The sequence below is a fragment of the Liberiplasma polymorphum genome (assembly GCF_043951795.1).
GTDB lineage: Bacteria > Bacillota_I > Bacilli_A > Izemoplasmatales > Izemoplasmataceae > Liberiplasma > Liberiplasma polymorphum.
This window is the reverse complement of sequence record NZ_JBIOAG010000008.1, coordinates 38417-61644: the sequence shown is the minus strand read 5'-3', so window position 1 is coordinate 61644 and position 23228 is coordinate 38417. Positions and strand designations below refer to the sequence as shown.

General features: G+C 35.3%; 16 protein-coding genes. All 16 read left to right on the top strand.

What is annotated here, in order from left to right; genetic code table 11:
• The first annotated feature begins 346 nt into the window (after nt 1-346).
• The 16 genes from ACHAJD_RS03120 (at nt 347) to ACHAJD_RS03045 (ending at nt 23215) form a co-directional block, all read left to right on the top strand.
• Nucleotides 347-1021, top strand: coding sequence for an N-acetylmannosamine-6-phosphate 2-epimerase (locus ACHAJD_RS03120; RefSeq protein ID WP_435584403.1), 675 nt, complete (start codon nt 347-349; stop codon nt 1019-1021).
• A gap of 115 nt (nt 1022-1136) precedes the next feature.
• On the top strand, nt 1137-3368 hold the full coding sequence (locus ACHAJD_RS03115) for an immunoglobulin-like domain-containing protein (RefSeq protein ID WP_435584402.1): 2232 nt from the start codon (nt 1137-1139) through the stop codon (nt 3366-3368).
• Nucleotides 3369-3416: 48 nt separating this feature from the next.
• Nucleotides 3417-4787: a phosphodiester glycosidase family protein gene (locus tag ACHAJD_RS03110; RefSeq protein WP_435584401.1), complete on the top strand. Its 1371-nt coding sequence runs from the start codon at nt 3417-3419 to the stop codon at nt 4785-4787.
• A gap of 8 nt (nt 4788-4795) precedes the next feature.
• Nucleotides 4796-5461 (top strand): DUF624 domain-containing protein, encoded by a 666-nt coding sequence (locus ACHAJD_RS03105; protein ID WP_435584400.1) that lies wholly within the window; start codon nt 4796-4798, stop codon nt 5459-5461.
• A gap of 136 nt (nt 5462-5597) precedes the next feature.
• Entirely contained in the window at nt 5598-8462 is a 2865-nt protein-coding gene (locus tag ACHAJD_RS03100; RefSeq protein WP_435584399.1) for an extracellular solute-binding protein, read from the top strand.
• Nucleotides 8463-8490: 28 nt separating this feature from the next.
• On the top strand, nt 8491-9402 hold the full coding sequence (locus ACHAJD_RS03095) for a carbohydrate ABC transporter permease (RefSeq protein ID WP_435584404.1): 912 nt from the start codon (nt 8491-8493) through the stop codon (nt 9400-9402).
• Nucleotides 9402-10340 carry a carbohydrate ABC transporter permease gene (locus ACHAJD_RS03090; protein ID WP_435584398.1) on the top strand — a complete coding sequence of 313 codons (939 nt, stop codon included), beginning with the start codon at nt 9402-9404 and terminating at the stop codon, nt 10338-10340. The genes ACHAJD_RS03095 and ACHAJD_RS03090 overlap by 1 nt, the downstream gene beginning before the upstream one ends.
• Nucleotide 10341: 1 nt before the next feature.
• Entirely contained in the window at nt 10342-11847 is a 1506-nt protein-coding gene (locus ACHAJD_RS03085) for a hypothetical protein (protein WP_435584397.1), read from the top strand.
• On the top strand, nt 11840-12472 hold the full coding sequence (locus ACHAJD_RS03080; RefSeq protein WP_435584396.1) for a Yip1 family protein: 633 nt from the start codon (nt 11840-11842) through the stop codon (nt 12470-12472). The genes ACHAJD_RS03085 and ACHAJD_RS03080 overlap by 8 nt, the downstream gene beginning before the upstream one ends.
• Before the next feature lie 10 nt (nt 12473-12482).
• On the top strand, nt 12483-15152 hold the full coding sequence (locus ACHAJD_RS03075; RefSeq protein ID WP_435584395.1) for a DUF5696 domain-containing protein: 2670 nt from the start codon (nt 12483-12485) through the stop codon (nt 15150-15152).
• On the top strand, nt 15153-16091 hold the full coding sequence (locus ACHAJD_RS03070) for a carbohydrate ABC transporter permease (RefSeq protein WP_435584394.1): 939 nt from the start codon (nt 15153-15155) through the stop codon (nt 16089-16091).
• Nucleotides 16084-17100: a carbohydrate ABC transporter permease gene (locus tag ACHAJD_RS03065; protein WP_435584393.1), complete on the top strand. Its 1017-nt coding sequence runs from the start codon at nt 16084-16086 to the stop codon at nt 17098-17100. Before ACHAJD_RS03070 ends, ACHAJD_RS03065 begins: the two co-directional genes overlap by 8 nt.
• A gap of 238 nt (nt 17101-17338) precedes the next feature.
• Nucleotides 17339-18769: an ABC transporter substrate-binding protein gene (locus ACHAJD_RS03060; RefSeq protein WP_435584392.1), complete on the top strand. Its 1431-nt coding sequence runs from the start codon at nt 17339-17341 to the stop codon at nt 18767-18769.
• Between the two features lie 52 nt (nt 18770-18821).
• Nucleotides 18822-19385, top strand: coding sequence for an SGNH/GDSL hydrolase family protein (locus tag ACHAJD_RS03055; RefSeq protein ID WP_435584391.1), 564 nt, complete (start codon nt 18822-18824; stop codon nt 19383-19385).
• Nucleotides 19372-20256 (top strand): GNAT family N-acetyltransferase, encoded by an 885-nt coding sequence (locus ACHAJD_RS03050; RefSeq protein ID WP_435584390.1) that lies wholly within the window; start codon nt 19372-19374, stop codon nt 20254-20256. Before ACHAJD_RS03055 ends, ACHAJD_RS03050 begins: the two co-directional genes overlap by 14 nt.
• A 13-nt stretch (nt 20257-20269) precedes the next feature.
• The gene (locus tag ACHAJD_RS03045; RefSeq protein ID WP_435584389.1) at nt 20270-23215 is read left to right on the top strand and encodes a glycoside hydrolase family 10-like protein; all 2946 of its coding nucleotides are present in this window, start codon (nt 20270-20272) and stop codon (nt 23213-23215) included.
• Nucleotides 23216-23228: the final 13 nt, after the last annotated feature.

The window sequence follows — 23228 nt, the reverse complement described above, 5'->3', positions numbered from 1 at the left end:
TGAAACATCTCATCAGTCCACACTCGAAGTGTAGATGAGATGTTTCACAATTTAGTATACTACGGTTATTGCCCATTGAAAAGTCCCTCATAACTCAGGGGACTTTATCAACAGTCTGAGCCTATGATTTCTCATAGACTTTTTCAGTGGCTTCTCATTTCACATCTTATTTTTAATACACATGTATAAAATAACTATTTATACTATAGTTACAAATATATACAAGTTGCACAAGAAAAACTGAAATGCTATAAAAGTTTACAAATGTATAGACAATCATAAAAAAATCACTTATAATGTGTATGAAATTATGTGACAACGTACATTATAGCTCAGGAGGAATCTTATGTTAGATCGTATTAAAAACGGATTAGTCGTCTCTTGCCAAGCCTTACCCAATGAACCACTACACAACCCGCTAATCATGGCAAAAATGGCTTTAGCCGCTAAAATCGGTGGTGCTGTTGGAATCAGAGCCAATTCAGTAGCTGATATTATTGCAATAAAAAAAGAAGTAGATTTACCTGTTATTGGTTTAATTAAACGTGATTTTGAAAATTGCGATGTCTTCATAACACCGACTAAAGAAGAAGTTTTAGAACTACTTGATGCGAAATGCGAAATGATTGCAATTGACGCAACTAAAAGAAATAGACCTAACGGTGACAGTATAAAAGACTTAGTAGAATTGGTTCATAACAATGGCGTATTAGCCATGGCGGACATTTCAACTTACGAAGAGGCTATTGAAGCTGAAAAAGTAGGATTTGATTGTGTCTCTACAACGCTTTCAGGCTATACGCCATACTCTCCTCAAATTAAAGAACCAGACTATGATTTGATAGAAAAACTTGTACAGAACTTATCCATCCCCGTTGTGGCTGAAGGAAGAATAACACTCCCTGAACATGCAACTAAAATCAAGAAGTTAAATCCACATTCAATCGTGATTGGTTCTGCAATTACAAGGCCACAACTCATCACAAAAACATTTTTAGAAGCTATACAACTTAAGAATTAGAAAGCGTTATTTAACGTTTTCTTTTTTATAAAAAATTAAGTTGACTATACAAATGAAAACGCTTATAATAAAAATAGTTAGTTGTTTAGACAATACAAATTAAGGAGATATACTCATGAAGAAATTTTTTAGTTTATTTTTATTTTTCGCACTTATTTTTGTTTTAGCAGCATGTAATAATACAACTACACCAGATCCAGATCCAGACCCAGATCCAGATCCAGATCCGATTGTAGACACGATCGCACCAATTTTAACCATCAATCCAACAACGGTTGAATTAGAATATGGTGTAACTTACGATCTAATGACAGGTGTAACTGCATTAGATAATATCGATGGTCCAATTACATCAAGTATTGAATTTGATGCAGGAGACTTTGATACTTTAGTCCCAGGAGAATACATCATTACTTATACTGTATCTGATGCAGCTGGTAATGTAACTACTGGAACCAGAACTATCACAGTTAATGAAGCGCGTCCAACGATATCAATTGATGGTGAATACTATCCAATGGCATTCAACCCACAATTAAAATTTAGAGACAGCGTACATGCAAATGTATTCCCTACAGATGCAATTACTGTATTAGAAGCTGAATATTACCACTGGTTAATCGAAAATCAATCGCACCGTACATTAGCGCGTTGGTCAGTTGTAGTAGTACTCGATGCAGAGTTTAATATTGTTCAATCAAGAGATTTTTATACTAACGAAACCAATCCAGAAGGTTCTAAAACAGGAACTGACTGGTGTAGTGGAACAGCTACTGGTGCAAACAATCAATGGTGTACAAACTTAGGTATGCTAGCGAACGTTCCAGTGCCTGAAGGTGGATATGTATTAGTATTCCCTAACACTGCAAACAATGATGAAGGTTCTCCAAGAGAATTCGGTGGAAGATTCTTTATGATTCCAGGTGAACCAGCTGAAGAACGTTTAGGAAAAGAAGTTATCTTAAACCAAATCCCAGTTCATTTACAATTTGATGCAGCAAACACAGCACCAACACTAATCTTAGATCCAATCGCAGTAAGATTAGAAGTTGGAGATACAATGTTTAACATTAATGATGGTGTTACAGCTATCGATGAACAAGATGATACACTTGTAATTGTTGTTGAATCAATTTATTACTATACTACAGTTGATGGTGAAACTGTCGCAATTGAAGTAGAAGAAAATGAAATGAATACAGACAACGAAATCGTATACTATGTTCGTTATAGTGTAACGGATTCAGATGGTAATAAAGATGTAGCACATAGAACTGTTCAAGTAGTTGCACCAGTAGTAGAACCTGATGAAATTGAAGGAACAGTCTTATTCGAAGGTAATGCTTTCCCTACAATCTTTAACTATACTAAATTTGCTAAAGAATACAATGCACACCCAGATGTAGCATATGTATTAACAAAAGATTTCTTAATCGAACAAAAAGAAGCGTATGAAACTGAAATGGGTCAAGACTTCCATATTCGTTTCTCAGCTATCGCAATCACAGACAAATATGGTAATATTATTGCTTATCGCCATGTTGTAAATAGAGAAATCACTGCGGAATATCCATTCCCAGGAAGAACAACAGATCTTGGATGGGACAACAATACTCAAATGGCTGGCTTACTTGATATCGTTCCAGAAGATGGATTCATCGTCGTATTCCCAAATAGTCCTAATAACGCTGCAGGTGGCGCTAGACATACAGGCGTTAAATGGTTATATCATGAAGAAGTTAACTTACACGCAGAACCGACTATTGACCCATTATCAAAACGTTTAACTTGGTCATTCCCTGGCGTTACAGTAAATGAACTTGCAGGTGAAGTTGCTGTTGGTGAAAATACTTACGATGGTGTTTACAACTATTCATTATTCAGAGATCAAATGGCACGTTCACAAGTTAATGCAGTCCATGTATTAACAAAAGACTTCTTAGCTCAAGAATTAGAAATTTACCGTTTAGCTACAATTGATGAAGCCAACCCAGAAGGTAAATTATTAATCATTCAATTCTCATTCTTAGCAGTTATTGATGCAGATGGCAATGTTATCCATTTACGTCATGTAACCGGCGGAGAAATTTCAGATGGTGACGAAGCAGTTGTTACTGAACATGCATGGGTAAACAATAATCAGTTAATTGGCATTTTAGATGAAATTCCTGAAGGTGGATACTTAGTTATATTCCCTAATACAGGATTTACAGGAAACCCAGTTAGAACATTCGGTGTTGTAAACTTATGGAACACAGAAGGTACTTTATGGGGTGCTGAATACAACGCAGGCGGATTAGACAAAACGATCATCTTTACACTTAACTTAGAAGAAGCTACTGAATAATAAATTAGAGAGATCTTAACGGGTCTCTCTTTTATACTTAGGTGACTTATGAAAAAACTATTAATATTATGTTTGTTATTACTACAAGGTACAACCGTTTTAGCTACAGATTATACGTACTCATTTCAACTTGGTACCATAAATCATCATGAAACGATTTATGAAGATGAAGATTTTATGTATCACTATTTTGACGTTACAGCAACCAATGGTAATCTTCAAAAAATCTTTCATGCAACCATTAATCCGTTATCATTAAACTATGAACTAGTCCTTCATGATGTTTACCCTGCATACGGAGAATATGCATCAGGGACTGTCTTAGAAATTGCTCAAGATTTTGAAGAAAAAACAGGAAGAAAAGTTTATGCCGCAGTCAATGGTGATTTCTTTTGGAATCATCAACCAATCGATTCTTATGTAAAAAATAATCACGTATGGCACCAAGGCCATAGGTTAGATAAAGTGAGTTTCGGATTTAATAATTTATCTGAAGCCGTTATTGGTAGAATGCAAGCAGAAGCGGCGATTCTAGTTAGTGATACATCATTTAAAGTTAATAAACATGACGGACAAATCCCTTATAAAGGTGAAATTTCTGTCTTTCGTCCTGGCCAAGTGATGAATACTGTAGAAACGAGTAAATACTTAATTAAAGCAACAAGTGAAACCATTGAAAATCAATATGCCTTACCTTTAGAGGGGCATATGGTATTTGAAGAAGGTCAACCGCTTTTCCAAACCGAAGTCATTACAGTCCCAGAAGGATATTTTGGTATTGCAATAAACGGGATGGCAGGAGATACTGATAAAAACGAAGCATTTTATGATGTGCTTGAGCCCGATTTATTTATCCAAGTACTCAATCAACCCATTAACGATTTTTATGGAATGCAGTGGGTAATTGGGGGTAATAATATCTTAGTAGAAAATGGTATCGTTATGCCTTATGAACTAAAAACATCAAGCAGCGGGCAATACTGGGCACCTAGAACAACCATTGGATTACTAGAAAATGGGCATTTCTTTATCACTGTTATTGATGGCAGAAATACGCAACATTCAGTCGGGATAACCGTCCCCCAACAAGCGCAACTCGCGGCTGATTTAGGCGCAACACTTGCGCTTGAACTTGATGGTGGTGGCTCGTCTACGTTTATTTTAAGAATAAATGACACGTTAACTTTAGTGAATCAACCCTCAGACGGCACCATGCGTAAAGTGACCAATGCAGTCTTAATTGTTGAAAGAGAAGAAATAATTGATGATGAGCCAACACACCCTATAGACCCAGTAGACGAACCAGCAGTAGATCCAGTTAATCACTCAAGACCAATTATCTTTTTTACCGTGTTGACATTCAGCCTTTTAGGCTTGCTTGTTTTAACACATTTCATTATAATGAAAAGGAAAGCTTAGGTGGTAAAATGTCATTTTTTGATCGTTACACTAATAGTAAGTTTTATTCCTTTTTTGAACTCTTATATTTCTTAATTATTTTAAATATTTTATGGTTACTCACATCCTTTGTAGGATTTGTCGTTTTTACATTATTTCCAGCAACGATTGCAGTTTATTTATTTATCCTACATAGAAAAGATGAAAGAGACTTTAAATTTATTAGAACTTTTCTCATAATCATTAAAAGAGAATATATAAAAAGTCAGAAGTTATTTTTAGTCATATTATTAATGGGATTTATCATTACAAGTAACTTGATTTTTTATTACAATAATTTAGAATTTTTATCGATGCTACACTTCATTGGACTCGTCATGACTTTGCTCATTGGAATTGCCTATTTATTGACTATAATTCATATTATTCCTGTCTATATATTTTTCCATGAATTAAGGACACTTCCAATGATTAAATACGCATTTTTAATGTCATTTGCGTATCTATTTAGATCATTAGCAAGCCTAGGGTTTTTTATCGGGTTAGTCCTCCTAAGCCTTTTGGTACAACCAATCTTTGTTTTTGGCTTTATTAGTATATTACTACTTACTTTTTGTGTCATTATTGAAGATAAATATATTCGATTACTTAAGGGAAAAGACCGTATAAAAATACAAGATTATATTCCTGAATAGTTCTTAAATACACTAAAATAAAACACGGGATAGAGCCCGTGTTTTATTTTGAATTAACTTGACTATACATCCTAAAAAAACTATAATAATAATTGACGGTCACTGAACACAGGAATTTATTTTCGAGGTGAATAATATGTTGCGAATAAGACGCTATAATTTTTTACTGATAATGTTACTTTTTTTTGCATTAGCAGTTAGTTTAAATCAAGACCCTTATAAGGTTTATGGAGAAAGTTCTCACGTAACTCCAGATCAAAGTTTACAAATGAAAAGCGATTACGAAAAATATTTAATGGATAATCAGCAAAACTATCCGAATCGAGTCATAGCACTCGATATTTTTACGTATCAACAATCAAACATGATTGATGAATTTGCAAAAACCTTAGTTAAAGAATCTGTTACTGGGTTGTATCTTCCTGAAGAAGGCAAGGTTGAATGGACTTTTAATGTACCTGAGGCTGGATTTTACAATGTGCTAATTGAATACTACCCAATTGAAGGGAAAAGTTCACCTATTGAACGTACCATTTTTGTTAATGGAGAAGTCCCGTTTTCTGATTTGAACTCGGTTACTTTTTTTAGATTTTGGAAAGATACGTTTAATGTAACTGACACACGTCTAGATAAAGAAAACGATATAAAACCTTCTCAAATTGAAGCGCCAAGATGGGAAAGTGAGTACATAAGAGATTCTAGAGGAAAACATATTACACCGTTTTTTATTGCTTTTAATGAAGGTGTTAATACCTTAGCATTTGAAGCCATAAGAGAACCGATGTTAATAAGCAGTATCACGTTATTACAAGCAGATCCAATAAAAAGTTATAGTGAAACTAAAGCTTACTACAATCAAGAAGGGTATGAAGCAATTAATCAAAACGCGATTACCTTACAAGGAGAAGATGCATCACTTAAAAGTTCTCCAACATTGTACCCAATAAATGATCGTTCTAGTATGCGTACTGTACCTTATCACCGTTCATTAATTCGTTTAAATGCGATCGGTGGGTTTAATTGGCGTGTACCAGGGGACTTTATTGTTTGGGAAGTAGAAGTTGAAGAAGCTGGTCTATATCATATTTCTCTTAAAGCACTTCAAAACTTTTCAAGAGGTTCTATTACTACAAGAGCTTTATATATAAACGGAGAAATCCCATTTTTTGAAGCCTCTCAACTTGAGTTTGCTTATAACCGTGACTGGCAAAATATTACTTTAGGAAATGATGAAGAAGCCTATTATTTTTATTTAGAAGCAGGGGTTAATGAAATTAAACTAGCCTCAGCTGTTGGAAAATACGGTGATTTAATTGATGAAGTTCAAGCTGTCATTAACGAGTTAAATCTTTTATACCGTGAAATAATTATGTTCACTTCAGTCTCACCTGACCCTTATCGCGATTACTTATTAGAACGCAGAATCCCTGATTTAAAACTGCGTTTAGAAGAAGCGAAAGTGCGTTTAGAAAATGTTATGGAAGAAGTCATTAATGTATCAGGCACTAGAAGTGATCGCATTGCTTCCTTAGAAACTACTATTAATCAATTAGATGACTTTATAAGAAGTCCTAGACAAATTCAAAACCGTTTAAATGAGTATAGAGAAAACATTTCTGCCCTTGGAACTTGGGTATTAACTGCCACCCAACAACCTTTAACGATTGATTATATGGTTTTCCATGATGATGCCTACACCTTACCAAGAGCCAAAGCCAATTTCTTTGAAAAAATTTGGCATGAAGTGATGATTTTTATGGCATCGTTTTTTACAGATTATTCTGTATTAAGAGAAAGCAATGTTGAAGGGGATGAGCGTATTGAAGTATGGCTTAGTGCAGGACGCGACCAAGCGAATGTATTAAGACAGCTCATCGATGAAACCTTTACACCAAATAGTAATATTACGGTTGAATTAAAAGTCGTCAATGCAGATGTATTACTGCCTGCAACACTTGCAGGTAATGGCCCTGATGTTGCAATGACGGTTGCGCAAGATTTACCAGTGAACTTTGCGATGCGTAATGCGTTATACGATTTAACGCAGTTTCCAGATTATGAAGAAGTAAGCGAACGTTTCTTCCCAAGTGCACTTACCCCTTATGAATATAGAGGTGGTGTTTACGGATTACCAGAACAGTTTATATTTTTAGTCTTATTTTATCGTACTGATATTTTAGAAGAATTAGGACTCACCCCACCAACCACATGGGATGAAGTTATTGAAATCGTGCCAATATTACAACGTTATAGCTTAGACTTTTTCTTACCACAAACCCCAACTGCCTTGAACCCACTTTATTACGCAATGGTTAAACAACGCGGCGGGAATTTATACACCGATGACGGAAAAGAAATTGCTTTATTAGATGAAGCAGGTACAGAAGCATTTGTACAGTTTGCGAACTTTTATGCAGACTATAGTTTCACCGTACAAGCTAACTTCGTCAACAGGTTCCGCTCAGGAGAAATGCCAATTGGGATTTCTTATTACACTGATTATAATGTATTAAGCGTCTTTGCGCCTGAGATTAGTGGGCAATGGGACTTTATGGAATTACCAGGTACTAGATTAGAAGATGGTTCAATTGATAATACTTCTACAGGCATATCAAATGCTGTTGTCATGTTAGAACACTCAGATAAAAAAGATGCTTCATGGGAATACATGAAGTGGTGGACATCAACGGATACACAAGTTAGATTTGCGCGTGAAATGGAAGGCATATTAGGTGCGGCAGCCCGCTATCCTACCGCAAATAAAGAAGCACTTTCACAACTCCCATGGCCAACGAAAAATTACCGTGTTTTATCAGCTCAAGCTGAAAAAACTGCAGGGATTCCGGTGGTTCCAGGTAGCTATATCACAGGGCGTTATATCGATAATGCTTATCGTGATGTCATCAATAATGGCGTTAATCCAAGAGAAGCATTGTTTGATTATACAAGAAGAATCAATGCTGAACTTGCAAGAAAACGTCAAGAATTCGGATTAGATTGAGGTGAGTAAATTGACGACATTAAATCAAGTGAAAAAGCCACCTTTAAGCAGTCGAATTCGCCGCAACCTTAAAATGAATAAGCCTTATTATATTTTAATGGCACCTTATATGATTTTATTTTTCATGTTTACTGTATTACCTGTTGTCATGTCATTAGTCCTTAGTTTTACTTTCTTTGACATGTTACAAGCCCCTAGATTTGTAGGGATACAAAATTACGTTAATTTATTCTTGTATGATGATATTTTTATCATTGCAGTTAGAAACACATTAATTCTTGCCTTAATTACTGGGCCACTTTCTTATATGCTTGCATTCTTTTTTGCCTGGTTAATCAATGAACTACCTAAACGTTTACGTTGGTTTATGACGCTTGTATTTTATGCACCTAGTATATCAGGGAATGCGTACTTACTTTGGATGCTTATTTTTGATAGTGAGCGCTATGGGTATGCGAATGCATGGCTGATAGAGCTGGGCATTATCCAACAACCAATTCTTTGGTTACAAGATCCTAATTATATTATCTGGATTTTAATTATTGTCCAGTTATGGTTAAGTTTAGGGGTTAGTTTCTTAGCCTTTATCGCAGGCCTTCAAACTGTTAATAAAGAACTTTATGAAGCAGGTGCGATTGACGGGATTAGAAACCGTTGGCAAGAATTGTGGTACATTACTTTACCACAAATGCGTCAGATGCTTATGTTTGGTGCGGTTATGCAAATAACCCAAGCCTTAGGGATAGCAACCGTCCCAATTGCCATTGCAGGGTTGCCTTCAGTTGAGTATGCTGGTCATACGATTGTGACGCATTTAATGGATTATGGGTCTATTCGCTTTGAAATGGGTTATGCTTCTGCGATTGCCACAATCTTATTTATTTTAATGCTAGGGACCAATATGCTCGTTCAAAAACTCCTAAGAAGGGTGGGAACCTAATGAGCCAATTAGTTAGTTATAAAGACAAACCTTCTTTACGCAAACGTTTCAAAACTTGGCGCCGTACAAAAGCCCCTAAACGCGTACGTTTAAACCGTTCCCGTTCAGGTGATATTTTCTTATTTTTAGTCTTATTAACCTTTGGTGTATTCAGCGCTTATCCCCTTATTTTTACTGTGGCGAATGCGTTTAAACCTTTAGATGAGATCTTTGTGTTTCCGCCAAGATTATTTCCTAGAAACTGGACAATGAATAATTTTGGAGATTTATTTAATCTTATGGGGGATTCTTGGGTACCGTTTTCGAGATATTTATTTAATACGGTATTTATTACAGTCGTCGGAACTGCTGGACATGTTATTTTAGCTTCTATGGCAGCTTACCCTCTCGCAAAACATCGTTTCCCAGGTAAAACACTCTTGTTTACACTGGTTATTTATTCACTAATGTTTTCATCACAAGTTACCGCCATTCCAAACTATATGATTTTAAGTTGGTTAGGCTTTTTACCATTTATAGAATTTATTGACAGTCACTTTGCGATCATTTTACCCGCGTTTGCTTTTCCACTGGGACTTTACTTAATGAAAAACTTTATGCAAACAATTCCTACAACATTAATTGAAGCGGCTAAAATTGACGGGGCAAGTGAATACCGCGTGTTTTGGCAAGTGGTTATGCCGCTTGTAAAACCAGCATGGTTAACCCTCATTATTTTACTCTTCCAAAGTTTATGGTCAACAGATGGTGGAAGATTTATTTATTCAGAACATTTAAAACCATTAAGCTATGCGCTCGGTCAAGTTGTTCAAGGCGGGATTGCCCGTACAGGGGCTGCCTCAGCAGTTAGTGCGATTATGTTAATTGTCCCAATTACAGTCTTTGTTATTAATCAAAGTCGTATGATTGAAACCATGTCACATTCGGGGTTAAAATAATATGAAAATGATGAAGAAGCTGTATATAGTTTTAGGAATGACGTTATTATTATTCACAAGCAATGCTTATCAAGTTGATGCTTATTATTATTCTTATTATGAAGAAGCGATTGCTTCTGCTCCAGGGATGATTGTTAAACGTGTTTTAACAAACGAAGATTTAACCATGCGTTATTTAGATATCGATTATCCGATTAATATGGTTAATCCTGTCGATTTATTTGTATACAACGATCACATGTATATTGTTGATAGTGAACTCAATAAAATTCTTGTATTAGATTCAAATTATGATGTAGTCTTTGAATATCCTAGTTCGGTTGAAGTGCATCCTAAACATAGTGATAAGTTAGATGCCGATTTATTATTAAACCGCCCTAGAGGGATTCATGTGAATGCAAGTAGTATCTTAATTGCCGATACTGAAAATGGCAGATTAATTGAGTTTGATCATTATTTTAATATTATTGGGACTTACGGTCGACCAAGCGATGCAACGTTTGAAGATTCAAACATCGATTACCGCCCACAAAAAATCTCGCGTGATTCTGCAGGACGTATGTTTATAGTTGCGCAAGGGATTTATGAAGGCATTATAGAATTAGACCCTGATGGCTCATTCAACCGTTATACCGGTGTTAACAATGTAGCCATTAGTCCTTTAGATATTTTCTGGATGCGTTTCATGACAGATGCTCAAAGAGATCAAATGCGTCTTCAATTACCCCCATCATTTGTGAATCTCCATATGGATGCACAAAACTTCATTTTCGCTATTGCGAATCCATCGTCTACTTATACAGGGGATGGAATGATTAAACGAATCAATCCGAAAGGGTTAGACGTTTTAAGAACCCAAGGGTATTTCCAACCTAAAGGAGATGTTCAGTTTGTCCACGGCGCTGAGGTTGTTGAGAGTGGGCCTTCTAACTTAGTCGATATTACCGTTAACCACTTCGGTGCATACAGTGTATTAGACCAAAAAAGAGGGCGTATATTTACCTATGATAGTGAAGGAAATCTACTTTATATAACCGGTGAAAAAGGGAATCAAAGTGGGATGTTTTCAAATCCACGTTCACTGGATTATCTGCAAGATGATTTAGTGGTTGTTGATGCAGGAAACCGTTCAATTATTGTCTTTGAACTTACTGAATTTGGTTCACTAGTCAATGAAGCAACCATGCAATACCAACAAGGGTTATACGATGAAAGTGCCATTACATGGGAAAAAGTATTAAAACATAATACCAACTATTATTTAGCTTACCGTGGTATTGGAAGAACCTTACTTAGAAATGGTGAGTATGAAGAAGCCATGGAACATTTCTTACTCGCAAATGATACAATAAATTATTCTATTGCTTATAAAGAGTACCGAAATCAACGATTAGAAACATATTTTCCGATCATAATGGTGGCCATATCAGGAACCATATTCTACTTATTCTATACCTCTATAAAAGCTAACATTCGTTTAAATAAAGATGTAGGGAGAGATGATTAATATGTTATATGATTTATTAAAACATCCCTTTTATATATTATTACATCCAATAGAAGGCTATAGTGATATGAAGCGTGAAGGTAAAGGTAAACTTTATGTCGCGTCCTTTTTCATTGCAATTATGTGTATTTATAGTGTGGTTAGTTTTAACGCGTTAGGCGTTATTGTAAACTCGAAAAATCCAAGTGATTTTAATTCAATTAAGCAAATTTTGTTTGTCTTAGTTCCGATTGGGTTATTTACAGTGGGGAACTGGGCAGTTACCACGCTTTTTGATGGTAAGGGAACCTTAAAAAATATTTACATGATGTTAGGTTATGCTCTATTCCCATTTATTTTATTATCATTTCCTAATATGATTTTTAGTAATGTTATTACGATAGAAGAAGCTGGATTTTATTACATGATTCATTATTTAGCGATTTTCTTATCAGGCTATATGCTCTTTTTCGGCATGATAAATATCCATGAATATAGTGTTAAAAAAACAGTGATTACCACATTAATGACGATTGTAGCTATCGGCATTATTATCTTCTTATTTTTACTATTTTTCACTTTGATCCAACAATTTGCCCAATTCATCTATGCAATTTATCGTGAATTAGCATTAAGGTATTTCTAGGAGGGTGCATATGAAAAAACCAATTAAAACAAAAGCACTTTATCAAAGACCTAAAACGCCTATTGACTATTTCACATGGAATATATTTAGAAGAGCGTTTTATAGTTTAAAAGTTGGAATAATCGAAAAAATTCATAACTATAAGTTTCCTAAATCAACAGTCATTGCTTTAGGAAGTATTACGTTATTTATTGGGGTATTATTTTGGATTATTTCATCAAACATTCTCGTGGTTGAACAACGTGCTGAATATGATATGACCGATTTTATCCATGCAAGTGAATTAAGTAATACGAATGTTGTGTTAAGCAACAACCGTTTTGAATTTAGATTTGATGAAACAACCACCCATTTTGAATTATTTGATAGTGTTACGTTACATACGTGGCGTTCGAATGTTAGTGAAGCAGACACTTTTCCAAATATTACCCCGGCAAGTCTTAATCGCCAACAAAATACACTGGTGGCTTATTACCGAGATTTGAGTGGAAACATTCGACCACTGAATAGTTATGATTTTTCTATTAGTAGAAATCAATATTATGTGCGTTATGGTGATAACTCTGTAGAAGTCCATTATCAAATTGGAAACATGGATATTGATTACACAGACCTACCCCAACGATTAAGCAAAGAACGTTTTGAAACACTGATTTTATCGCATCTAGATCCTGAGGCGGACCGTGTGGATTATCGCTTCTTAGAAAATGCGTATACCTTTGTAACAGAACAACAAGTCTACGCCCTTAGAAATGCGAGTAACTTCTCACAAAACGCCATCGAAAGAATTCACCGTATTGTCTTTGAAATGACGCCTTATACAAAAGAAGATATGGTTATAGATCACCAAGAACAAGGCGTTGACTTAGTCGATAATAAACCGTTAATCGGTGTGAGTGTATTATATACATTAACCGAGGATGGGTTTGATGTAAAAATTATTAATGAATCGATTCAAGAAAAATCACTTTACCCATTAGTTAATATTGATCTTTTACCAAACTTTGCAGAAGCGAGTACGCTTCATGAAGGGTACTTATTTGTACCAGATGGGTCTGGGGCTTTAATTGAACTTAATAATGGGAAAAGCAACCGTGAATATTCGCAGCGATTATACGGAATGGATTACGGAAAAGTACAACTGAGTAAACCTACAAGCCAAGAACTGACTGCACTCCCTGTATTTGGCATGAAAAAAGACCAACAAGCTTATATTGCCATCATCACTGAAGGGGCTTCAATGGCATCAGTGAATGCCCGTGTAAGTGGGGCAAGTGATTCTTATAACCGCGTATTTGCGACATTCCATTATATGGAACGTGACCGCATTAGAATACCCGGTGTAACCAGTAATGATCCGAGTTCTTTATATAGAACAGTTTGGACAAGATTTTATAGTGAAAGTGATTATGAGGTTTCATACCGTTTTACCGATACAGAAAATAGTACCTATGTTGGCATGGCTGATTTATACCGTGACTACTTAATTGATTTAGGCTTAACTAGAAAAACTCAAAGTGAAGGCTTATCGATGAATGTTACGTTACTTGCAGGGTATACTAAAACCAATCATTTCTTAGGCGTACCTTATGAAACGGTTGAATCATTAACTTCAACTGAAGAAGTCATGAAAATTATTGAAGCCTTACAAGCAGAAAATGTTGACCATATTAATATTATTTATCAAGGCTGGTTAAATGGCGGGATAGATCACCATTTACCAAGCCGTATAAAATATCACCGTGTGATTGGCAATAGAAGTGCCATGAATGCGTTACTCTTATTTGGAGATAACCATAATGTTGCTATCTACCCTGAAGTAACATTTCTAACCCCAACAACGGATGAACGCTTAAATATGCGTAATGATGTGGCCAAATCTATAAGTGGTAATTTACTAGAAAACTACGGATTTAATCACGCAACACTCTTACCAGATAGAAACAGTAGAGCCCATTATATTCTTAATCCGTCATCTTTAGAAGGTGTAGTTGAAAGCTTTTTAAACGATTATAACCGTTTAAAAACTTCTACACTTGCCTTAAATGATTTAGGGTCTATGATGTATGGAAGTTATAACAACCAAGACTTTTACTTTAGATATCAAACTGAGGCTGTCATTAACGAAGCGTTACTGCAAATTACTGAAAGTCATAGTGATATTATGATTAGAAACCCATTAGCCCTTGCACTACCCCATGCTTCAAAAATTATCGATTTACCAGTAAAAGGGACTGAATTTAATATTATTGATATGAGTATTCCTTTTTATCAACTCGTGTTAAGTGATTTGGTAGATTATGCAGGCCAATCATTTAATATCTACGACCAACAGTCGATGATGTGGCATAAGTTAAAAGCGATTGAAACAGGGTCGCACTTGAACTTTACTTGGACGTATTCTGATACCTACGATTTAATGCATACTGAGTTTAATCGTTATTATTCAACGCACTATATCAACTGGTTTGATGAAGCCGTTTCAATGTATAAAGAAGTCGATGGATTAAACATCCATGAAGCCCGTTTAATCCAACACGAAATTCTTGAACGTGACATAATAAAAGTCACGTATAGTAACGGGGTTGAAATCGTGATTAACTATAAAACCACAAGCACAATGTATCAATCAACCTTAATACCCGCTATGGATTATAGGGTAATAAAGGGGGCGAACTAATTGAAAACCATTAAAGATCCGTTTATTCAATTTTGGTCAAAACTTCGCAGGTTTTATAGTAATATTCCTTATGAAACACAGAAAAAAATCTGGGGGTCACTCTTTGTTTTACCGTGGGTGATTGGCTTTGCGATCTTCTTTGCTTACCCGTTTATATTAACGATTTATTATAGTTTTCACACTGTAGAATTACGTGGTGAAATTTTAACCACATTTATAGGGTTTTCAAATTATGTCGATGCGTTTCAAAGTTTAGTGATTGATGGAAGAACGTTTAGCCGTATTTTAATTGAATCCACCCAAAACTTAATGATTAATTTACCTGTTGTTTTAATTTTTAGTTTATTTATTGCCGTATTACTTAATACTAAGTTTAAAGGTAGAGCATGGATTAGAGCGATTTTCTTTATTCCCGTTATCTTTAACGCTGCAGCCATTGATATTGCAATGAGCGGGCAATTTAGTAACTATATGGAAGCAAATAGAGAAGGCATTGGCTTTTTCCAACTTGGATTCTTCCAAGATTTCCTTATGGAGATGGGATTAGGACGCGGAATGATTGGATTCTTAGTCACATCCGTTAGCCGTATATTTACAATTGTTAATATTAGCGGGGTTCAAATTCTTGTCTTCTTAGCCGCGCTTCAAGCGATACCTAGACATTTATATGAAGCGGCAGAAATTGAAGGCGCTACGAAATATGAATCGTTTTGGAAGATAACATTCCCTATGGTGAGTCCAATGTTTTTAACAGTCATCGTTTATACGATTGTAGATACCTTTGTGAATTCACCAGTTTCAAGATTTATCTCTAGTGTTAGTGATCGTTATGCATACGGAATGGCAAGCGCTTTATCGATAATTTTCTTTGCAATTAATTTCTTAATACTATTTGTCATTTACTTAGTGATTAGAAAGTCGGTGTTTAGTTATGATTAAACAAGATGCTAAAAAACCTCTACTTAAGCCGATTGATAAAAGTGTGTCCTATGTAAAAAATGTCATTCAAAATGAAAATGACAGAAGTGCTTTTAACCAAAAAGCACAACAAATATTTATGATTATTTTAAGATTTGTGGTTTTATTTGGGTTAGCATTTATTATCCTATATCCCATCTTACAACAAATCGCCATCGCGTTTAGAGCGCCATCAGATATTAATAATATAGCCGTTGTTTGGATCCCGGAGACGTTTTCGATTGAAAACTTTAGAATCGCGATGCTTGCCTTAAATTACTGGACAGCATTCCAAAACACGTTATTTATTGCGTTCTTTGCGACACTTTTACAAGTATTATCAACCTCTATTGTAGGGTATGCATTTGCACGATTTAAATTTCCTGGGCATAAACTCTTGTTTGGGTTAGTACTATTAACCATCATCGTCCCACCTGCAACCCTAGCATTCCCTCAGTTTTTATATTTTAGACAAGCAGGATTACTAGGAAAACCAGGAGCCATATTTTTAATGAGTGGTTTAGGGATGGGGATTAAATCAGGGATTTTCATCTATTTATTCAGACAGTTTTTTAAAGGCATTCCTTATGAACTAGAAGAAGCTGCTCAAGTTGATGGCGCTGGTGCATTTAAAATCTTTTATAAAGTTATGATGCCTAATGCAAGAGGCGCGATTGTGATTGTAGGATTATTTGCGTTTGTTTGGCAATGGAATGATGCGTATTTCTCAGGATTATTCATTAGTGGCGCAAATATAAATTTCCCAATCTTAGCCCATCAGTTAACTTCAATTATTAACGGATTACAAGGGACCCTTAATTCACTTGGGGTTTGGTCATTGATTGGACAAGATGTAACAGAGAATCCTCTCTTTGTTTCACTAATATTAAATACCGCCGGTATTTTAGTTATGGCACCATTACTTATTATGTATTTATTCGTTCAACGTTTGTTTGTTGAAGGCATAGAACGTACTGGAATTACTGGATAAGAAAGCGCGCAAGCGCTTTTTTATTCAAATATAATAATAGACAAGTTAACGATAATCACGGATATTTTTCTTGTCTAGATATATTAAAGCATTTAATGTTATAGAGCCTAATATATAAGCGATTTCGCTATATATACATGATTTATTAAAAACAGGAATAAATTTCGGTTATTTCAACTTGACTAGACAAATGAAAACGCTTATAATAATGTTGAGACGAATTTAAAAGGAGAAAGCCATGAAAAAAATATTTAGCTTAGTATTACTCATTATGCTTACCCTAGTGATTGCTGGATGTAACAATTCAAACGGCAATACAGATCCAGACCCTGATCCAAATCCGGATCCAGATAACGGAAGCACCATTAATTTACAAGGACAAGAATTTATTATTATCGCGAACACACCAATCACTGCAGATCCTAGAAGTGATCGCTATGAAGGGTTAAACCAAGAAATTAAAATTCAACTGATTGAAGAAGTTGAAGCCAAATATAATATTAAAGTCGTTTATAAACCATTCCCAAGTAACGCAACATGGGGTGGGGCACGTGAACGCTGGGTAGTAAATAATGTCGTTACAGGTTCACCTGCTGGACATGTATATGAAATTACGACAACATCTATTCCAACCCTTGCATCAGCTGGTGCGATACTAGATTTAACCGATTATATGGATTTATACGGGGATGAAAACTTCCCAGAATCTAAAAAACAATTTGGAAAATTCTTAGAAGGTCATTATGTTTATGACGACCGTCTACCTATGAATACAGGCGGAATTTATTACAACATGGATTTACTTGTTGAACTTGGATACCAAAAAGATTTACCAACACAAATGTGGTTAGATGGTAATTGGAACTGGCAAACATTTGAAGCATTAACTAAAGAGTTAGATACGGCCATGAGTGATAGAGCTGACCACTATGTAATTGGTGGAAGAACGTATAACTGGGCGTATAGTATGATTCATGCTAATGGTGGGTATATCGTTAATGATCAATTAGATGTTGGGGTATTAAGTACGCCTACATTAAACGCACTACAATATATCGCTAACCTTTATGATGAAGTCCGTTGGCGCAGTGAAAGTGATTTAAGTAATACCGTTGAACAAGAATTTGTTAACGGTAAAATTGTTTTCCATAACGGATCATACTGGCATGCATTTAATGATACTAAATTCGGAAACCGTTCATTTACTGATTTAGGATTTGTCCCATTCCCTACAGGGGATGATACGCTTCCTGACTTAAGCAACTATAATAATATGATTCAATTTGGACCAGCATCATTTGTTGTCAGCCGTGGGTATGAAAAATCAAATATCCCTGCTGGATATGAAGATTTCTTCATTCATGACGAACTCATTTTCCAAATATGGAGCGAAATGCAATATTTTGGAGACTTAGAAGAAAATCATTTCCAATTTGAAATGGAATTATATAAATACTACGCAACCGATTCAAGTGTAGAAGCCCATGTATCAGTACTTGGTAACTTATCAAATGATTTATTCTACACATTTGGTTCTGATGCTTATGGACAAGTTGAAGGTAGTATGATGATTTTACTAGAAAGTGCATTAAAAAGTAATGACGTTCGAGCAACGATGGAGATTATATCCCCTATTTTAGATCAGTTGATTGAGGAACGCTTTAGATAATTTTCGATAAAAGCCAACCTTTGGGTTGGCTTTTATTTAAAAAGGAGAACATATGAAAAAAATAGTTTTTTACGGAGATTCTATTACGGCAAATTTTAGTCATTTATCCAACCATGAAACCATCACAAACTTAGGGATTGGTGGCGATAAAACACTTGAACTGATTGGTCGCTCAAAAATATTTGCAACACTAGAAGTTGATCATTTATTTATGATGATTGGGATTAATGACTTTTTATGTAATCACGGGGCATGGGTACACGGCCCTAAGATTCCTTTTTTTACCATGTATGAAGCCTTACTACAAATGCTAGAAACAAATATTAACCATAAAAATATCACACTAATTTCTATCTTACCAGTCATTGCACCAAACACCATTGATATTAGTTCAATAAAGGCCAATATTGAAATAGATGCTATTAATAAACAGATTGAAATTTTAGCTAAAAAGTATGGCTTTCACTATTTAAATATAGCACCTAAATTTAAAGACTTAAGCAATCAACTCCATGAAAAATATACAAATGACGGGATTCATTTAAATGCGTTAGGTTATGACTTATATTATGATTTAATAATACCTTACTTAGAAGAAGACTATGATGAATTATAAGGATGCATTTATTGAACTTTGGAACACTGAATTCCCCGACTACCCACTTTTTACAGAGTTACTTCATCACGCCTTTGATTCACCAGCGGTAATCCCTGGTTCAACTAAATTATTGTGGGATAAAGAAACAATGGTTGGCTTAGTCATTATTAAACAAAATTATAACGCATCAACTGGGGCTATATCCATGCTTTATGTTCATAAAGATTACCGCCATATGGGGTATGGAAAAAGGTTACTTAATCATGCATTAGAATGGTTTAAATCATTAAACATACATACCGTAACACTCGGGGCTGATTATGACTGTCTTTTTCCTGGTTTAATTAATCAAGACGCCATAAAATTCTTTGAGAAACAGGGATTTAAATCAACAGGTAAAGCTTTTAATTTAATCACAGATTTAAAACCAGAAGTTAAGAGTGACCAGTTCCCTTATACTTTTAAACGATGCGAAGCTAGTGAAGTTGAGGCACTTAAGGCATTTGTAAAAAGTAACTTCTCTTATCGTTGGTTTAAAGAACTAGATGGTATTAACCATGAACGCATGCCAATTTTTATTGCCAAAGATAAAGAAAAAATTATTGCCTTTGCAAGAGGCAATCATGCATTAAAAGATCCTTTAATGCATAACACAAATTACCAACTGCGTTACCCTACTTTAGGTGGGGTTGGCCCGTTAGGTGTAGATAAAAATTACCGCAATCAAGGGCTAGGAAAAGCCATTACGCTGTTTGCCTGTAATAAGTTATTTGAAGAAGGCGCAAGTCACGTTTTAATAGATTGGACAGGTCTAACCAAGTTTTATGAAAAATTAGGGTTTAAAATGGTTGATACATTTTATACCATGCAAATAGATTTTAATAGTTGAGAAGGTGCATTAAATGAAAAAAATAATGGTACTATTTATGAGTTTAATTCTTGTGTTCTTATGGGCGCAATCAGTAAAAGCAGCATCATTTACCTTAACTTATAATGACACTATAATTCAAATTGATACTATAGATCCTGTTTCTTACAGTAGTGAAGGGGTAACGTTTATTGAAACCAATAACGACATCGTTATTTATACTGCTTTATGGCATTATACCCATGCTTCTTTTGAAGATATGACATTTATTACGTTTAATCAAGCCTATGAAGTAACGAAAATAGAACAAGATGAAGCCTATATTCCATTAGATGGGTTTGTGTTAGCTTTACCAAATAATCATCCACTAAGTTCTATTATTTTAGTAGGGGATCATATGGTGCCATCAAACACCACGTCTATTCGCTTTTTTACACGAGCGATTGAGAGTGCTCAAGGTGTCCGTTCAGTTATAACGGGTGAGAATATACCAAGATCAAGTCAGGCTATGGTGTTATATGATTCAAGCTATGCAGATACAACCAATACTAGTCGGTTAGGTTCTGAGATGACCATTACATTTGATGAGACTAAACAGACATATCACGTTAGTCATTTTAGAGCACCGGGCGCTGGACCTAGTGAAGGTAGCCCCATTCCAAATGATGGCTTTGTGTTATCTGGTGCTGGCATGCCTTTTCAGTTTTATTTAATTGAAGGCTATAAATTTACACATGGAGAGGAAATTCATTTTATGGATTTATCAATATTAAAATCAGAAACATTTACTTATCATTTAAATGATACAAACCCGACCTTAGAAACTAATCCAGATGGGGTAAATGCTGGCGCTTACCGAGGCGCTAATCAACTCATTAAGTATACTTATGAGTGGGAGCAAAAAACCTCAGCTGGCCTTACAAATACGAATGCATTTGGGTATGAAGTTGCTGTTAATAGTGAAGGCATTGTGATAGCTCTAGGAACGCATGTAGTTATCCCACAAGATGGGTACGTGTTATCAGGAAACGGTGAAGCAGCAGCCTTTTTAAGAAATCATGTTTATCTTGGGTCTATGGCAAGCATTCATGAAGATACGGTCACGATTAATAATCAAACCACCGCGATTGCTTTAATCGGCGTAGAACATGCTTATGCAAAAGCAATTGAAGATTATCACATGCGTTTAGACGGATTATATGCCATTGATTTTAATGGGGCAGAAAATAGCTTAGCGGCCATTGAAACTTTAATGGAAGAAATTAGACTAAACTACGAACACTTTAATCAAGAAGAAGACGATCAAGCTAAAATGCGTTATGGGTTTATGATTCGTAAGCTTTATCAAAGTATTGATCAAAAAATATTAGAACTTAAACTTGCGCTTTTACCGAGTTATCAAATCGGAGCACGTGCTTTATGGCACCGTCCAAATGAACGCACTTTAGAAGATATTATTAAACACTTAGATTTATGGGAATCACTTGGATATAACTTAGTTTACGTTGAAACATTATGGACAGGGTATACCAATTATCCGTCAAATTATATTGATATGCACCCAGCACTTGATGGGGCAACATTTGGCGAACATGGGACAGATTACTTAAAAGCTTTTATAGAAGAAGCGCACAAGCGTAATATTGAAGTGCATGCATGGAATGAAATATTCTTCATGGGTTCAACCGCACGTCCACTTTCTAATGTGTTAAGAGATAACCCTTCATGGCATATGTTAAATTTAGATGGGTCTAACATTCAAAATACAACCTTATTTGCTGATCCAGCTAACTTAGAGTTTAGACAGTTCATTGTTGATTATCATGTAGAATTATTTACAAACTATGATTTAGACGGAATGGAATTTGATTATATTAGATATCCTTATTTAGATGCTAATCACCCATCAGGTGTCCGCGATAGTGGCTATACAGATGTAGCGATAGAGCGTTTTATGAGCCTTCATGATTTAGAAGGTGACTTAAAAACACTAATGATAGAAGATGCATCCGTTAAGCTATTGTTTGATCAATTTAGACGTGATCAAGTCACCGATACGCTTTTTGCGATAAGAGAAGCTGTATTAAACGTTAATCCTAATGCTCAAATTTCAATGGCGATTGCACCTGATCATCACGGGGCACGAAATAACTATTTGCAGGAATGGCCTAAATGGGTAGAAAACGGGTGGATTGATCATATTTCACCAATGATTTACCATTATGATAAAGACTTTGTAGGAAACCGTATTGCAACCATCCAAGGGATTATTGGAAATAAGAGTTTCCAATATTCTGGGATTGCACCGGTTTATTATGGGTATAGTGTTTATAGTAACCAGGAACAAATGTTAGAAGCAAACTTGCGCGGGGCATTTGGAAGCGCGATGTTTGCAAGTCATAACTTAAATGAATCATTTATTAATGCGATTGTCTTATCAACAGCGCGAACAAAAGCTGTGTTACCTCATGCGAATTTAGAGATTGTTTTGGCTAAAGCCATAGAAGAACAACGCTATAAAATTGAAACAATTTATGAGCCTGCTGGCGCAGTTAACAGTGAACATATTGATCAACTTTATACGGTATTTAATCAATTGCTTACTTTAGAACTAAGTCATGCAAAAGATTATCAAGTGCTTTATACACAGATTCAAATATTAAACGCGTATAGCGATTTGTATTTTGAAGGGGCCGCAAAGAACCGCTTTGAAGAAGATACATCAAGACTAATGGCGATTATTGATATTCACATTAGTCGTGATTTAATTGGGCGTGGATTTTGGAATCCTGCTACCATGCAAGAAAGACCAGATGCTTCATCATTTGATTATCCTGTTATTCCGGGTGATGAAGGACTAGATGAACCAAGTACAACAGGACCTAAGTTTGGTTTATTACTTACTGGAAGTATTTTTATTTCAACCCTTGCATTAGGGGCGTCTGGCTATTTCCTAAAAAAGAAATTTTTCACAAATTAATGGGTAGTATCAC

What these genes read in the sequence shown, in the direction of transcription:
- ACHAJD_RS03120 (WP_435584403.1), top strand. Translation starts at nt 347, where the DNA reads ATGTTAGATCGTATTAAAAACGGATTAGTCGTCTCTTGCCAAGCCTTA.
- ACHAJD_RS03115 (WP_435584402.1), top strand. Translation starts at nt 1,137, where the DNA reads ATGAAGAAATTTTTTAGTTTATTTTTATTTTTCGCACTTATTTTTGTT.
- ACHAJD_RS03110 (WP_435584401.1), top strand. Translation starts at nt 3,417, where the DNA reads ATGAAAAAACTATTAATATTATGTTTGTTATTACTACAAGGTACAACC.
- ACHAJD_RS03105 (WP_435584400.1), top strand. Translation starts at nt 4,796, where the DNA reads ATGTCATTTTTTGATCGTTACACTAATAGTAAGTTTTATTCCTTTTTT.
- ACHAJD_RS03100 (WP_435584399.1), top strand. Translation starts at nt 5,598, where the DNA reads ATGTTGCGAATAAGACGCTATAATTTTTTACTGATAATGTTACTTTTT.
- ACHAJD_RS03090 (WP_435584398.1), top strand. Translation starts at nt 9,402, where the DNA reads ATGAGCCAATTAGTTAGTTATAAAGACAAACCTTCTTTACGCAAACGT.
- ACHAJD_RS03085 (WP_435584397.1), top strand. Translation starts at nt 10,342, where the DNA reads ATGAAAATGATGAAGAAGCTGTATATAGTTTTAGGAATGACGTTATTA.
- ACHAJD_RS03080 (WP_435584396.1), top strand. Translation starts at nt 11,840, where the DNA reads ATGATTAATATGTTATATGATTTATTAAAACATCCCTTTTATATATTA.
- ACHAJD_RS03075 (WP_435584395.1), top strand. Translation starts at nt 12,483, where the DNA reads ATGAAAAAACCAATTAAAACAAAAGCACTTTATCAAAGACCTAAAACG.
- ACHAJD_RS03065 (WP_435584393.1), top strand. Translation starts at nt 16,084, where the DNA reads ATGATTAAACAAGATGCTAAAAAACCTCTACTTAAGCCGATTGATAAA.
- ACHAJD_RS03060 (WP_435584392.1), top strand. Translation starts at nt 17,339, where the DNA reads ATGAAAAAAATATTTAGCTTAGTATTACTCATTATGCTTACCCTAGTG.
- ACHAJD_RS03055 (WP_435584391.1), top strand. Translation starts at nt 18,822, where the DNA reads ATGAAAAAAATAGTTTTTTACGGAGATTCTATTACGGCAAATTTTAGT.
- ACHAJD_RS03050 (WP_435584390.1), top strand. Translation starts at nt 19,372, where the DNA reads ATGATGAATTATAAGGATGCATTTATTGAACTTTGGAACACTGAATTC.
- ACHAJD_RS03045 (WP_435584389.1), top strand. Translation starts at nt 20,270, where the DNA reads ATGAAAAAAATAATGGTACTATTTATGAGTTTAATTCTTGTGTTCTTA.